We start from the raw sequence: 15,057 nt of genomic DNA on the forward strand, positions 1-15,057 counted from the left end.
TGGGTTTCATTTGCCCTGAAAGGAAAGAATATGACAGAACAGAATTTTTACATTACCACACCGATTTATTACCCTTCCGGGAAACTTCATATTGGCTCTGCCTATACGACCATTGCTTGTGATGTTTTGGCACGCTACAAACGCTTGATGGGTTATGATGTCTTTTATTTAACAGGCCTTGATGAGCATGGTCAAAAGATTCAAACCAAGGCGGTAGAAGCAGGGATTAGCCCTCAGGCCTATGTTGACGGTATGGCGATAGAGGTCCAAAAATTGTGGGAACTCTTGGATATTTCCCATGACAAGTTTATCCGTACGACGGATGCTTACCATGAGGCAGTTGTGGCAGAGGTCTTTGAACGCTTACTAGCCCAAGATGATATTTACCTAGGGGAATATTCTGGCTGGTATTCTGTTTCAGATGAGGAATTTTTCACGGAAAGCCAGTTAGAAGAAGTTTTCCGAGATGAAGCGGGCAAGGTGATTGGAGGAATTGCTCCTTCTGGCCACCAAGTAGAGTGGGTATCAGAAGAGTCTTATTTTTTGCGCTTGAGCAAGTATGCCGACCGTTTGGTAGCCTTTTTCAAGGAACATTCTAACTTTATCCAACCAGACGGACGGATGAATGAAATTGTAAAAAACTTTATCGAACCAGGTCTTGAGGACTTGGCAGTCAGTCGAACCTCTTTTACATGGGGAGTTTCCGTGCCGTCGAATCCCAAGCATGTTGTCTACGTTTGGATTGATGCCCTTTTAAACTATGTGACGGCTCTTGGATATGGTCAGGAAGAGCATACGAATTTTGATACCTTTTGGAATGGCACTGTTTTCCATATGGTTGGAAAAGATATTCTGCGTTTCCACGCCATTTACTGGCCGATTCTCCTTATGATGCTCGATTTACCATTGCCAGAACGCTTGATTGCCCATGGCTGGTTTGTCATGAAAGACGGTAAGATGTCTAAGTCTAAGGGAAATGTCGTCTATCCAGATATGCTAGTAGAGCGTTACGGACTAGATCCCCTACGTTACTATCTCATGAGAAGTCTGCCAGTTGGCTCAGACGGAACCTTTACACCAGAAGATTATGTGGGACGGATTAACTATGAACTGGCTAATGATCTTGGCAATCTCCTAAACCGAACCGTGGCCATGGTCAATAAATACTTTGACGGACAGGTTCCTGCCTACGCAGCAAACGTGACCGCCTTTGATGAAGAGTTAGCGAAGGTGGCAACCGCTTCGATTGCAGAATACCACAAGCAGATGGATGCGGTTGATTACCCACGTTCCTTGGAAGCGATTTGGACCTTGATTGCCCGCACCAACAAGTACATTGATGAAACAGCGCCCTGGATATTGGCAAAAGAGGAAGAAAAACGGACAGAGTTGGCTTCTGTTATGAGCCACTTGGTAGCGAGTCTCCGCTTAGTAGCCCATTTAAGCGCACCATTTATGATGACAACGAGTGCCGCTATCTTAGAGCAGTTGGGCATGGAAAAAGCAAGTAGTCTGAAAGACCTAGCCCTTGCAGATTTACCAACAGGCTTGACGGTCGTTGCAAAAGGGCAACCAATCTTCCCACGGCTTGATATGGAGGAGGAGATTGCCTACATCAAGGAACAAATGGCAGCAGGTAAGCCAGTTCTTGCAGTTGAAAAAGAATGGAAGCCAGAAGAGGTTACCTTGACCTTAAACCGCAAGGAAATCAAGTTTGATGACTTTGAAAAAGTGGAAATCCGTGTGGCAGAAGTCAAGGAGGTCAAAAAAGTAGAGGGCAGTGATAAGTTGCTCCAATTCCGCTTGGATGCAGGTGATAGCGAAGACCGCCAGATTCTTTCTGGTATTGCTAAATACTATCCCAATGAGCAAGAATTGGTCGGTAAGAAAGTCCAAATCGTGGCGAATCTCAAACCGCGCAAGATGATGGGGCATATCAGCCAAGGCATGATTCTCTCAGCAGAACATGGCGATAGCTTAACTCTCTTGACCGTTGACCCTGCTGTGCCAAATGGTAGCCTGATTGGGTAAATACTTATCAGAAATAAAACATATTATCGCAGTAGTGTTTGTTAGTGTCGTTATTAAATGACTACTCCATGCTTTTATATTTCTAGGTTTGGGCTAAAATCTCACTTCCCTAACTATATTGGGAAGAATGCGAACAAAGTGAGCTTAAAACGATATTTTCTTTGTAGTGGAATTCTTAGCGATAGTGAAGTCGTTGCTAAGAACGGTATTTTTGAGACATTAGGCTCAAAAATGAGTAATGAAACTCCGAAGGAGGTTGCTTACGTCCGCGCTACCCCAAAAATATCAAAAAGAGGAAATGGCGATATTTAATGAGTAGTAGAAAAATATCAAAAAGTTGAACAATGTTTAGATTGTTCAACTTTTTTTGCGAATAAGAATAGATAGGAGGGCTTATGTTAGTTGCACAAAACGAGCAGGGGCAGTCGGTTTGTTTAGTGGAAAATCAAGCAGTTGTAGGTCAGAAATTTTTCTGTCCAGGGTGTGGTAGTCCCGTTCGTTTGCGAAAAGGACAGGTTATTCGAAGCCACTTTGCGCATGTTTCGCTGAAAAATTGTCAGTATTTTTCAGAAAATGAATCAGCCCAGCATCTTCAATTAAAAACGGGTTTGTATCAATGGGCTTTGAAACACAGTGAGGCGGAACTAGAAAAGCGCCTGCCTGAGATAGAGCAGATTGCAGATATTTTAATAGGGAAAAAGCTTGCTCTGGAAGTTCAATGTTCGAGTTTGGCGATGGAGCGCTTGCAGGAGCGAACCCGATCTTATCAGCAGGCAGGCTATCAGGTGTTATGGCTTCTCGGAGAGGATTTGTGGTTGAAGACCCGCTTGACAAATCTGCAAAAGCAGTTTTTATACTTTAGTAAATATGTCGGCTTTTTCCTCTGGGAATTGGATGCGAGGTCTCAAAAATTGCGCCTTCGCTATCTGATTCATGAGGACTTGCATGGTCGTGTGCAATGCTTGAGCAAGGCATTTCCCCTGGGAGTGGGCAACTTGTTGGCGCTTTTACGTTTTCCGTATCGGAGACAAAGAGAGCTAGTTTTTAAGGGGAAGCACGATACACGGTTACAGGACTATATCGCACGAAAGCTCCGTTATCAGTCTCCCAAATGGATGGCAGTTCAGGCCCAGCTTTACCAGGAAGGGAGAAATTTACTCACTCAAAGCCTCGATGATTTTTATCCCCAAATTCGCCCGCCCCAGTCAAGAGCTGGTTTTGTTCAAGTTCAGCAGGATGTGACAGATTACTATGCTAATTTTCAGACCTATTACCAGCAATTAGCGCGTAAAGACGAACAGTATCTTTATCCGCCAATCTTTTATCAGACCATTCTCAAGAAAAATCTGATCTAACGTTAGAAGCAACCTTGGATTTGTGGTAGAATAAGAGATACGGAGGTAAACCATTATGACAAAACAACGCAATGAAATTGACGAAAAATACCAGTGGGATTTGACCACGATTTTTCCAACGGACGAAGCATGGGAGGCAGAACTTGTAGCTCTTCAAGCGGATGTCGAGGCGGCAGCTGGTTTTGCAGGGCATTTGCTAGACTCAGCTCAACGTTTATTAGAAATCAGCGAAACGCAGCTGGGTCTGATGCGCCGTATGGAAACACTCTATGTTTATGCGTCTATGAAAAATGACCAAGATACCCGTGAAGGCAAGTACCAAGAATTTCAAGCCAAAGCCTTGGGACTCTATTCAGCTCTTTCGCAGGCCTTTGCTTTCTATGAGCCAGAATTTTTAACTGTGACAGAAGAGCAGTTGGCAGCTTTCATGGAAGAAGAGCCAGCTTTGAAGCAATACAGCCACCAGTTTGAGAAATTATTGGCAGGAAAAGCCCATGTCTTGTCACACGAAGTTGAAGAAGTGCTAGCTGCAACAAGCGAGGTCTTTGATGCGCCGTCAGAAACCTTTTCTGTCCTTGATAACGCCAGCATCCGCTTCCCAGAGATTACCAACGAAGAAGGCGAACTCGTACCGCTTTCGCATGGTAGCTACATTTCCTTCATGGAATCAAGCAACCGTGAGGTGCGTAAGGATGCCTATGAGGCGATGTATAGTACCTATGATCAGTTCCAGCATACCTATGCAAAAACATTGCAATCAAATGTTAAAGTCAATAACCTAAAGGCTCGCTTGCGCAACTACGACAGCGCCCGTCATGCTGCCTTGTCTGCAAACTTTATTCCAGAATCGGTCTACGATACCTTGGTAGCAGCTGTGAACAAGCATTTGCCGCTGCTACATCGCTATATTAACTTGCGCAAGAAATTACTTGGTATTGACGATTTGAAGATGTATGATATGTATACACCGCTTTCTGATGTGGATTACAAATTCACCTATGAAGATGCCTTAGAAAAGGCGGCGGATACTTTGACTATTTTTGGTGATGAGTATAGTATGCAGGTCAAAGAAGCGTTTGAAAACCGCTGGATTGACGTGCATGAAAATGAAGGAAAACGCTCAGGAGCTTATTCAGGTGGTGCCTATGATACCAACGCCTTCATGCTCTTAAACTGGCAGGATACGCTAGACAACCTCTATACTCTTATCCATGAGACGGGGCATTCTCTTCATTCCATGTTTACTCGGAAGAACCAGCCCTATGTCTATGGTCACTATTCAATTTTCCTAGCGGAGATTGCTTCTACGACTAACGAGAATTTGTTGACGGAGAAACTATTGTCAGAAGTGGAAGATGACAAGACCCGCTTTGCCATTTTGAACCACTACTTGGACGGTTTCCGTGGAACAGTCTTCCGACAAACGCAGTTTGCTGAGTTTGAACAAGCAATTTACAAGGCAGACCAAGCAGGAGAAGTCCTAACAGCTGATTTCTTAAATCAGTTGTATGCAGAAATCAACGAGAAATACTATGGTTTGTCAGCTGAGGAAAATCCACAAATTCAATTTGAGTGGGCTCGCATTCCGCATTTCTATTACAATTTCTACGTATACCAATACGCAACAGGTTTTGCAGCAGCATCTGCCCTCTCTCACAAGATTGTTCATGGCACCCCAGAAGACAAGGAAGACTATCTCGATTATCTCAAAGCAGGTAGCTCAGACTATCCGCTCAATGTTATCAAAAAAGCTGGTGTTGATATGACTAAGGCAGACTACTTGAACGACGCTTTCAAGGTCTTTGACGCTCGCTTGACGGAGCTAGAGGCCTTAGTTGAAAAAGGTGCCCATCTATTGTAAACAGCAGAGCTAGCAGCTTGCTAGCTCTTTTTGACGAGTATCAGAACACGACAAATGCATGAAGCACCTATTTCCGATTATAGTCGGAATAAACATTCTTTCTTTTTAAATTTTTCTATAGTAACAACACGAACCTATGGTCAATACTTGATAAAAATCCGAACAATGAAATGCAGAAAACGTTATTTTCTTGCTATGCGTTTGTCCTGGTATCAGAAACCGATTCTTGACCGAGAATAGGCCTTGTGATATACTGAAAAAATGGTAGAATCATACAGTAAGAATGCAAACCACAATATGCGCCGTCCGGTTGTCAAGGAAGAGATTGTGGAGATGATGCGAACACGCCAGGCGCAAAACACAGGCTTTTTAAAAGACTTAGAAGAATTTGCTCGCAAGGAAAACATCCCCATTATTCCTCATGAGACAACAGCTTATTTTCGCCTCTTGATGCAGATTTTACAACCGGCATCTATCTTAGAAATCGGAACTGCAATTGGTTACTCTGCTCTCTTAATGGCAGAAAATAGCCCAACATCAACAATTACGACCATTGATCGCAACGAAGAGATGATCGGCTTTGCCAAGGATAATTTCTCCAAGTATGATACGCGTAACCAGATTACCTTGCTTGAGGGCGAGGCCATGGAGGTATTGCCGACCTTGCCAGACGACAGTTATGATTTTGTCTTTATGGATTCGGCCAAGTCCAAGTATGTCATCTTTTTGCCAGAGGTTTTAAAGAAGGTGAAGGTCGGAGGTTTGATTATTCTGGATGATATTTTCCAAGGTGGAGACGTGGCACGGGACATCATGGAAGTTCGTCGTGGGCAGCGCACCATTTATCGAGGCTTACAACGTTTGTTCGATGTAACTTTGGATAATCCTGATTTGACAGCCAGTTTGGTGTCCATGAGTGACGGCTTGCTCATGCTTAGAAAAAATGTAGAAACTGTCCGCTTAAATACAGAAGAAATTTAAGTCATTTTTAAGCAATTATGGTATAATGGTACAGTTAATAAAAAAGGAGAAATAATGCATAATGAAAACTAAAAAAATTCTCGCAGGGGCTGTAACCTTGTTTGCAGCAGTAACGCTTGCAGCTTGTTCAAACGGGTCTAATAAAGATATCGTGACCATGAAAGGTAACACCATCAACGTATCAGAATTTTACGACCGTGTAAAAAACAACCAACAAGCTCAACAAGTGCTGTTATCAATGGTCATCAGTGATGTTTTTGAACAGCAATATGGCAAGGAAGTTTCTTCAAAAGATGTGGACAAAGCCTATGATGAGATGGCGAAAAGATTGGGAGACTCCTTTGCAGGGGCCCTATCTTCAGCAGGTTTGACAGAAGAAACCTATAAACAACAAATTCGTACCAACAAATTAGTTGAATTTGCCGTAAAAGAAGCAGCTGAAAAAGAATTGACGGATGAAGCGTACAAAGCTGCCTATGACACTTATACACCAGAAGTAACTGCTCAAATCATTAAATTAGCAGATGAAGCCAAGGCAAATGAAGTCTTGGCTCAGGCACAGGCTGAAGGTGCAGATTTTGCACAATTGGCAAAGGATAACTCAACCGATGCTGAAACCAAAGCAAATGGTGGAACAGTTAAATTTGACTCAACTTCTACAACAGTACCAAATGAGGTGAAAACAGCTGTCTTTGCCTTGAACGATGGTCAGGTAGGAGCTTCAGTTGTCAAGAGCGTTGACCTTTCAAGCTATCAAGTTAGCTACTATGTTGTGAAGTTGAATTCCAAATCTAAAAAAGCTGATGACTGGAAAGAGTACAAAGATATCTTGAAAGATAGCTTTATCAAATCAAAACAAGCTGATGCAACCTATGTGAAAAATGTAATTTCAGAAGCTTTCAAAAAGGCCAATGTAAAAGTGAAAGACCAAGCCTTCCAGAGCATCTTGTCACAATACATCACAACTGGAGATACATCAAGTTCTTCAAGTTCAGAAGCAGCAAGCTCAGAAACTTCAAGCAGTTCTGAAACTCAAGAATCAAGTTCAGACAAATAGTGCTTTATAAAAATCAAAATCTGACTAGCTTCCACAATTGAGAATTGTGGAAGGTTGGAAATGGAACGAGCGCAGCTCGCCCCTTGCAATTGAGAATTGTGGAAGGCTGGAAATAAGGCTTGCCTTGCTAGCCTTATCGAAACCTCGGGCATCACTTAGGTTAGCTAGGGCTTAGTACATACTCCCTATTTTCCACCCCTCAACAGTCTCCCAGAATGTTGGAGCAAGGTGAGTTACCGACGTTAGCGTTTGATTTTTGACGAGTATAAGATTAGGAATGGATATTCAGTCCCTTGTATCAGAGAAATGGCGGTCGGTGCGAGCCATATAAGGTCGAATATCTTGCTACTTAATCGGAAACAATTGTATAAAAATGAGAATGACAAGTTCATTGAATGAAGGTGGTACCGCGGTTTTTCGCCCTTCGTTAGTGTTCTTGTTTTTTCTTTTAGGAGGTCTAGGATGAAACAATTTCAGATTAAACAACGGTTTTGGTCTTGGGGTGGCAAGTTTGATATCAAAGATGATCGTGGTCAACTCTGTTATCAGGTAGAAGGTAGTGTGCTCAAATGGTTTAAAAATTTTGAGATACACGATGCTACTGGACAGGTCGTCAGCACCATCCAGCAAAAATTCTCCTGGTTTTTATCCCGCTTTGAGGTAAATGTCTTAGGACAGGTCCCTTTTATCATCCAACAGAAATTTTCTTGGTTCAAACCTCATTATGAGATTGAGAACTTAGGGCTTGAAGTGATTGGTGATTTCTGGGATATGAAGTTTGACTTGATCCATAATGGTCTTGTAGTTGCCCGAATTGACCAAGAATGGTTTCGGATGACCTCGACCTATCAAGTCACAGTTTATGAAGAGGCTTATGCAGATGTCACGATTGCTCTCGTAATAGCCATTGATTATGTGAAGGAGATGCGGAGTGCATCAGCAGTTGCCGCAACGTAAATGGAAAGGAAATAGGAAAATGAAACAATTATCTAGTGCACAAATTCGTCAAATGTGGTTGGACTTCTGGAAGTCTAAAGGGCATGCTGTAGAGCCGTCTGCCAATCTCGTTCCCGTCAACGACCCAACCCTACTATGGATTAACTCCGGGGTGGCAACTCTGAAAAAATATTTCGATGGCTCCGTTATTCCTGAAAATCCACGGATTACTAATGCTCAAAAGTCTATTCGGACCAACGATATTGAAAATGTTGGAAAAACAGCCCGTCACCATACCATGTTTGAAATGCTCGGAAACTTTTCAATCGGAGATTATTTCCGGGATGAAGCAATTGAGTGGGGCTTTGAACTATTGACTAGCCCAGAGTGGTTTGGTTTTCCAAAAGAAAAGCTCTACATGACCTACTATCCAGACGATACAGATTCTTACAATCGTTGGCTGGCTCTTGGCGTGGACCCAGGTCACTTGATTCCGCTGGAGGATAACTTCTGGGAAATTGGTGCAGGACCTTCTGGACCAGATACAGAAATCTTTTTTGATCGTGGAGAAGCTTTTGACCCAGAAAATATTGGCATTCGTCTCTTAGAAGAAGATATGGAAAATGACCGCTACATCGAGATTTGGAATATCGTCTTATCCCAATTCAATGCGGATCCAGCAGTACCGCGTTCTGAGTACAAAGAATTACCGAATAAAAACATTGATACGGGGGCAGGTTTGGAGCGCTTGGCAGCGATTTTCCAAGGGGCTAAAACCAATTTTGAAACGGATCTCTTCATGCCGATTATCCGCGAGGTGGAAAAACTATCGGGTAAGACCTACGATCCAGATGGGGACAATATGAGTTTCAAGGTTATTGCAGACCACATTCGTGCCCTTTCCTTTGCGATTGGTGATGGGGCTCTTCCTGGAAATGAGGGGCGTGGTTATGTCCTCCGTCGTTTGCTTCGCCGTGCGGTCATGCACGGGCGCCGCTTGGGGATTAAAGAGTCCTTCTTGTACAAACTTGTCGTGCCAGTTGGTCACATTATGGAAAGCTACTATCCAGAAGTGCTTGAAAAGCATGAATTTATCGAAAAGATTGTTAAGCGTGAGGAAGAAACCTTTGCTCGTACCATAGATGCGGGTTCGATCCACCTAGATGAATTGTTAGCGCAATTGAAAGAAGCTGGAAAATCAACCCTTGAAGGAAAAGATATTTTCAAACTCTATGATACCTACGGATTTCCGGTTGAATTGACTGAGGAATTGGCAGAAGACCAAGGCTTTGCCATTGACCACGAAGGATTTAAAGTAGCCATGAAAGAGCAGCAAGAGCGGGCGCGTGCTTCGGTTGTCAAAGGTGGTTCAATGGGCATGCAAAATGAAACCCTTGCAGGGATTATCGAAGAGTCAACCTTCATCTATGGTGTGGATGAATTAACAGCAAACCTGCTGGTGATGATTGCAGATAATGAGCGCGTAGATAGCCTATCAAGTGGTGAGGCCTTGTTGGTCTTTGCTCAGACGCCTTTCTATGCAGAAATGGGTGGACAGGTTGCTGACCACGGAGCTATTCTCGATGAAGCTGGTCAGTTGGTAGCCCGTGTCAAAGATGTTCAAAAAGCACCAAATGGTCAGCCGCTTCATACTGTTGAAGTGCTTGGAGAATTGCGCAAAGGTGCAACGTATACACTTGCCATTGATACCCTTCGTCGCCACCGCGTCATGAAAAACCATACAGCGACTCACTTGTTACATGCGGCCCTTCACCATGTCATCGGTGAGCATGCAAGGCAGGCAGGTTCCCTCAACGAACAAGAATTCTTGCGCTTCGACTTTACCCACTTTGAAGCAGTAACAGTAGAAGAGCTTCGTCGCATCGAAGAAGAAGTCAATGCTCAAATCTGGGCAGCTCTTCCAGTTGTGACGGTGGAAACAGATATTGAGACAGCTAAGTCCATGGGGGCAATGGCGCTCTTTGGTGAAAAATATGGGAAAGAAGTCCGCGTGGTGACTATTGGGGATTATTCAATTGAACTATGTGGTGGGACGCATGTAGGGAATACAGCCGAGATTGGTCTCTTCAAGATTTTGAAAGAAGAGGGAATCGGGTCTGGAACGCGTCGTATCGTAGCAGTAACCAGCCGTGAAGCCTTTCTTGCTTATCGTGAAGAAGAAGAATTGCTCAAAGCTGTCGCTACAACCATTAAAGCCCCACAAATCAAAGAAGTACCAAATAAGGTCACAAGCCTACAAGAACAGTTGCGTGAATTGCAAAAAGAAAATGTAGCCTTGAAAGAAAAAGCAGCAGCAGCGGCAGCTGGTGATATTTTCAAAGACGTCAAAGAAGCAAATGGTGTGCGCTACATTGCTAGTCAGGTAGAGGTATCAGATGCAGGAGCACTACGCACTTTTGCGGACAACTGGAAACAAAAAGATTATTCAGATGTTTTAGTCTTAGTTGCTGCTATTGGTGAAAAAGTCAATGTCCTTGTTGCAAGTAAGACCAAGGCAGTCCATGCAGGTAATCTGATTAAAGAACTCGCTCCAATTGTCGCAGGTCGCGGTGGTGGTAAACCAGACATGGCTATGGCAGGTGGTAGTGATGCAGCTGCCATCACTAAACTCTTGGCAGAAGTCGGCAATCAGTTATAAGAGAATGAAAGAATCGAGTTAGTCTCGGTTCTTTTTGTATCTTATCCTGTTCAAATCGAAAAACATCACAAAATGACAAAAATACTTGTCATTTAGTAAAGATGTGTTACAATAAAAACAAGTTAAGCAAGATGATTTAGAGAGGAGTTCTTTATGATTTTAAAAAATAGGCTCAAGGAATTACGGGCTAGGGACGGTTACAACCAGACGGAACTGGCAAAACTAGCGCAAGTTTCGCGCCAGACTATTAGTCTGATTGAGCGAGGAGAATATACCCCGTCGGTCATCATTGCCTTAAAAATCGCACAGATTTTCAACGAATCCTTGGAACAAGTCTTTCGCTTAGAGGAGGAGTGACAAAGACATAGGGATAAGAGAGATAGATAAAGGAGCAGAAAGATGAAAAAGCAACAGACGAATCCAGTAGGAAAAGAAGTGCCATTTAAAGTGCTAGTTATCCTTTTCATGTTTTTTGAAATTGGATATGTTGTTGGAAAACTTCTTGCAGGAAATCAAGATGTGACAGCAGAATTGTTTCTCCTATTACCTGCTTCTCGGTGTTTGATGATGGAAGAAGAAAGTAAAGGAGATAGAAAATGAAGAAAAATGAAATCGTTATCACAGGGAGAATGGTTCTAAGGTTCATTTTTGCACTTGCTATCATTGCTACGATGGTAAGATTGTTGCTAAAACAAACCTTTGAGAAGGAAGCTATAATTATCATTGCTCTGTTTGTATCTAGTATGAGTTTGAGTGTTGCTATAAAGAAATAGAAAGGAAGAAAAGATGAAAAAAAGAAGAGGATTGAAAGGATTTCTATTTTTATTCATGTGTGGTTTTGTTGGTTACTTTGTGGGATCAGCAACTGCGGCAGGAACCATGCCGAAGGACTTAATCCAGCAACTATTAACCTTAGATTTGTATGTATACCTGGCTCAAGGAGCTAGTCTTTTGCTGGCAGGTATGGCTTTTTATTTCTTACATTATAGTCGCAAAGATACACTTGCCTATCAAAAAGCGGAAGATAGTGATGACGAAGAAGGTATAGAGAAGTTTTATAAAAATGCTCATAGAAACTTAGAATATGGAACAATTGCTTATAATATTTGTTCTGTCAGCATACTTTTCTCACTCCTTGGTGCTTTCTATATGGTTGCGGTAAATGCTGCACAAATTAAGTTTTTATTGTTAGCTTCCATGTTCTATATTCCAGTGTTTTTCTTGACAGGCTATTATCGTAAAACATTGAAGATGGTTCGTCATTATGATTTTCCAAAATTTGCTATGCCCGAAGATGCTTTGGCTTTTGTGCGGAGTTACGATGAGGGAGAGCGAGAAGCGAATTATGAAAATAGTTTTATGACCCTATTTCATCTGAATCAGATTATATTACCTGCTCTCTATATTATCTTGGATGTGATTTCCTTCGCCCTCCAAGAGTTTCAGTTGACAGCTTTCCTAATTGTTGTCTTTATCCATGTTTACATCAACATTCGATCAATTTCGATGGTTAAAAAATATTTCAAGTAAAAAGGCGAGAGAGATGAAGAGGCACAAATTCCTTCGCGGACTGATTTTGGCTAGCTTTCATGTTTTGGGTGACTTTGCTAGATCGGATGTATCTTAGAAAGTTTAATGCTCCTATTTTTCTAACTGGTTTAGCGATATTATATCTTGTATTGTCAGATAAAGAATAAAGGAGTTTGATATGAAAAAGAAATGTTCAGATGATCTTGTCGTCATCATGATTGCAATATTAGGGCTTGTATTGACTTACTGATTGGGTTAGCCATCGGTTTGAGATAGGAGGTTTGGTATGAATATATTGGAAAAAGTTGATGTATGAACGAATAAACAGATAGCTCTTATTGTTAATTTGGTCAGTATTCCACCTTGGATACTTATGATTGGACTATGTACGATGCTTGCTGAGACGTTAAGGCGGGCGATTTCTAAACAGTAAAGGAGAAAAATATGAAAAAATTAGTCGCGAATATTGGTTTGTGGTTGGCTGGAATGCTGGGCTACTTGCTTGGAAGTGGTTTTTTAGCCGCGGGCAGTCAATTGTCTGCGAGACCAGATATTCCTGCGGAAATTCTTCCGACCATGATAACTGTTTTTGGAATCTTTGGTCTCCTCTATCTGACGGCACTTTCCTATCTCCATTGGAAGCGGGTCTATGACAAGACAAAAATACAAATCGAGTTGCCTAAGCCTTGGATGGCTAATATCCTCTTTCCACTAGGTTTATTTGTTCTACTGATTGTTGTTCAAATGTTTCTGCCAATCCCTCCAAGCAATAATCAAGAAGTAGTGATTCAAAATGTTTTGGCCCAGCCTTTCTTTTCCTTCTTTGCAGTAGTGATTTTTGCCCCAATCATGGAAGAATTGCTCTTTAGAGGCTTGTTTGCAGGTTATTTCTTTCCCAACCTGACCCAAAAGACCGGTCTTGTCCTCTATTTCCTATTGACCAGTACCCTCTTTTCCCTAGCACATGGACCACGGACTATACCGCACTTTCTCATTTACTTTACTATGGGAGCGAGTTTGTGCTGGCTCTATCTAGCAAAACGTGACCTACGGTATTCAGTTGGTCTGCATGCTGCCAACAATCTGTTAAGTTTTGTGTTGATCTTCCTTTAAAAACAAAAGCAACTAAGCCCAGCCTAGTTGCTTTTTAATTATAAACCGTAGAGGTAATCATCGTCTTTCATGGCTTCTACGCTACCGAGTAGGTAGCCGTTTCCGACTTGGGAGAAGAAGTCATGGTTGGAGGTTCCCGTTGAAATACCGTTCATGACAATCGGGTTGACGTCATCGGCCGAATCAGGAAAGAGAGGATCTTGTCCTAGATTCATAAGGGCCTTGTTGGCATTGTAGCGAAGGAAGGTCTTAACTTCCTCGGTCCAGCCGACACCGTCGTAGAGGCTTTCTGTATAGCCTTCTTCGTTTTCGTAGAGTTGGTAGAGCAGATCATACATCCAGTCGCGGAGTGTTTCTTGCTCATTTTCTGACAATTCATTGAAACCAAGCTGGAATTTGTAGCCGATATAGGTACCGTGGACAGATTCGTCACGGATGATGAGTTTGATGATTTCGGCGACATTGGCGAGCTTGTTGTTTCCGAGGTAGTAGAGCGGTGTGAAGAAACCAGAGTAGAAGAGGAAGGTTTCAAGGAATACGCTGGCTACTTTTTTCTCTAACGGTGTGCCTGTTTCATAAATTTCATTGATGATTTTTGCCTTGCGTTGGAGGTATTCGTTGCTGTTGGTCCAGTCAAAAATCTCATCGATTTCAGATTTGGTATTGAGGGTTGAGAAAATAGATGAGTAGGATTTGGCGTGTACCGATTCCATGAACTGGATATTATTGTAGACAGCTTCCTCATGCGGTGTCCGAATATCTTGACGAAGCGCTTGAACCCCTGTTTCTGATTGGAGGGTATCCAAAAGTGTCAATCCACCAAAGACTTTTCCTACCAAGTCTTTTTCTTCTACGCTTAATTTGCGCCAGTCATCCAAGTCATTAGAGAGTGGGATACGAGTATCAAGCCAAAATTGCTCGGTCAGTTTTTCCCAAGTTGACTTGTCAATGACATCTTCGATCGCATTCCAGTTTATGGCTTTGTAGTAGGTGGTCATTTGTTTCTCCTCAGTTTGATTTGATTAAATTTAGTACATGGTTCTACCAGATTTGGTATCTGTTATCACTTCTTGGATACTGTCCCAGTGTTCTACGATTTTACCGTTTTTATCAAAGCGGAAAAAGTCCATGGTGATGTATTCTTTATTGTCAGGTTCTCCCCAGATTTGATGAGTATGGAGAGCAACGAGGTCGTCCTGAGCAATCGCACGGACAAACTCAACAGATTTTTCTGGATATTCTGTCTGCATGCGCTCAAAATAAGCAATGAAACCGCTAGGGCCATCTTCTACATGGGGATTGTGTTGATGGTACTCATTTCCTACGTATTCTGCAACGGCTTTTGCGGGATTGCCTTCAAAGGCTGTTTTATAGAAATGGATAGCAGCTTGTTTGTTCTTTTCTAACTGAGACATCGAGTTCCTCCACATTCGTCTTTTTATGGTTTTATTGCCTTCTCTTAAATAGGCAGTCGATTGATGATAGGTAAATGATATAGAAATTGGCACTGTAGCCCCTGCCTTGGAATTTGCAA

At 42.4% G+C, this 15,057-nt stretch carries 14 protein-coding genes; 12 read left to right on the top strand and 2 right to left on the bottom strand.

Going from position 1 to position 15,057, the window contains the following annotated elements:
* The first annotated feature begins 30 nt into the window (after positions 1-30).
* The 12 genes from metG to E4T82_RS04920 all read left to right on the top strand — a co-directional run bounded on the left by metG (position 31) and on the right by E4T82_RS04920 (position 13,523).
* The gene (metG, locus tag E4T82_RS04870) at positions 31-2,031 is read left to right on the top strand and encodes a methionine--tRNA ligase (RefSeq protein WP_135181741.1); all 2,001 of its coding nucleotides are present in this window, start codon (positions 31-33) and stop codon (positions 2,029-2,031) included.
* 395 nt (positions 2,032-2,426) lie between these two features.
* Entirely contained in the window at positions 2,427-3,386 is a 960-nt protein-coding gene (locus E4T82_RS04875; protein ID WP_135181742.1) for a competence protein CoiA, read from the top strand.
* A 55-nt stretch (positions 3,387-3,441) separates the two neighbouring features.
* Complete coding sequence (gene pepF / locus E4T82_RS04880) at positions 3,442-5,247, top strand: oligoendopeptidase F (RefSeq protein WP_135181743.1); 1,806 nt, start codon at positions 3,442-3,444, stop codon at positions 5,245-5,247.
* A 261-nt stretch (positions 5,248-5,508) separates the two neighbouring features.
* Positions 5,509-6,228, top strand: coding sequence for an O-methyltransferase (locus E4T82_RS04885; RefSeq protein ID WP_135181744.1), 720 nt, complete (start codon positions 5,509-5,511; stop codon positions 6,226-6,228).
* Positions 6,229-6,289: 61 nt separating this feature from the next.
* The gene (locus E4T82_RS04890) at positions 6,290-7,285 is read left to right on the top strand and encodes a peptidylprolyl isomerase (protein WP_135181745.1); all 996 of its coding nucleotides are present in this window, start codon (positions 6,290-6,292) and stop codon (positions 7,283-7,285) included.
* 462 nt (positions 7,286-7,747) lie between these two features.
* Positions 7,748-8,242 (top strand): LURP-one-related/scramblase family protein, encoded by a 495-nt coding sequence (locus E4T82_RS04895; protein WP_135181746.1) that lies wholly within the window; start codon positions 7,748-7,750, stop codon positions 8,240-8,242.
* 19 nt (positions 8,243-8,261) lie between these two features.
* The gene (gene alaS / locus E4T82_RS04900; protein WP_135181747.1) at positions 8,262-10,880 is read left to right on the top strand and encodes an alanine--tRNA ligase; all 2,619 of its coding nucleotides are present in this window, start codon (positions 8,262-8,264) and stop codon (positions 10,878-10,880) included.
* A 153-nt stretch (positions 10,881-11,033) separates the two neighbouring features.
* Complete coding sequence (locus E4T82_RS04905) at positions 11,034-11,237, top strand: helix-turn-helix transcriptional regulator (protein WP_135181748.1); 204 nt, start codon at positions 11,034-11,036, stop codon at positions 11,235-11,237.
* 42 nt (positions 11,238-11,279) lie between these two features.
* Positions 11,280-11,480: a hypothetical protein gene (locus E4T82_RS04910; protein ID WP_135181749.1), complete on the top strand. Its 201-nt coding sequence runs from the start codon at positions 11,280-11,282 to the stop codon at positions 11,478-11,480.
* Positions 11,477-11,653 carry a hypothetical protein gene (locus E4T82_RS12455; protein WP_167753566.1) on the top strand — a complete coding sequence of 59 codons (177 nt, stop codon included), beginning with the start codon at positions 11,477-11,479 and terminating at the stop codon, positions 11,651-11,653. Before E4T82_RS04910 ends, E4T82_RS12455 begins: the two co-directional genes overlap by 4 nt.
* A 13-nt stretch (positions 11,654-11,666) precedes the next feature.
* Positions 11,667-12,410, top strand: coding sequence for a DUF3169 family protein (locus tag E4T82_RS04915; protein ID WP_135181750.1), 744 nt, complete (start codon positions 11,667-11,669; stop codon positions 12,408-12,410).
* Between the two features lie 444 nt (positions 12,411-12,854).
* The gene (locus E4T82_RS04920; RefSeq protein WP_135181751.1) at positions 12,855-13,523 is read left to right on the top strand and encodes a CPBP family intramembrane glutamic endopeptidase; all 669 of its coding nucleotides are present in this window, start codon (positions 12,855-12,857) and stop codon (positions 13,521-13,523) included.
* 38 nt (positions 13,524-13,561) lie between these two features.
* Here E4T82_RS04920 and nrdF read toward each other — a convergent pair whose 3' ends face one another.
* Positions 13,562-14,521: a class 1b ribonucleoside-diphosphate reductase subunit beta gene (gene nrdF, locus E4T82_RS04925; protein ID WP_135181752.1), complete on the bottom strand. Its 960-nt coding sequence runs from the start codon at positions 14,519-14,521 to the stop codon at positions 13,562-13,564.
* A 30-nt stretch (positions 14,522-14,551) separates the two neighbouring features.
* Positions 14,552-14,938, bottom strand: a complete 387-nt coding sequence (locus tag E4T82_RS04930) for a nuclear transport factor 2 family protein (protein WP_135181753.1) — start codon at positions 14,936-14,938, stop codon at positions 14,552-14,554.
* Positions 14,939-15,057: the final 119 nt, after the last annotated feature.

The sequence above is a fragment of the Streptococcus cuniculi genome (assembly GCF_004570575.1).
Classification (GTDB): domain Bacteria; phylum Bacillota; class Bacilli; order Lactobacillales; family Streptococcaceae; genus Streptococcus; species Streptococcus cuniculi_A.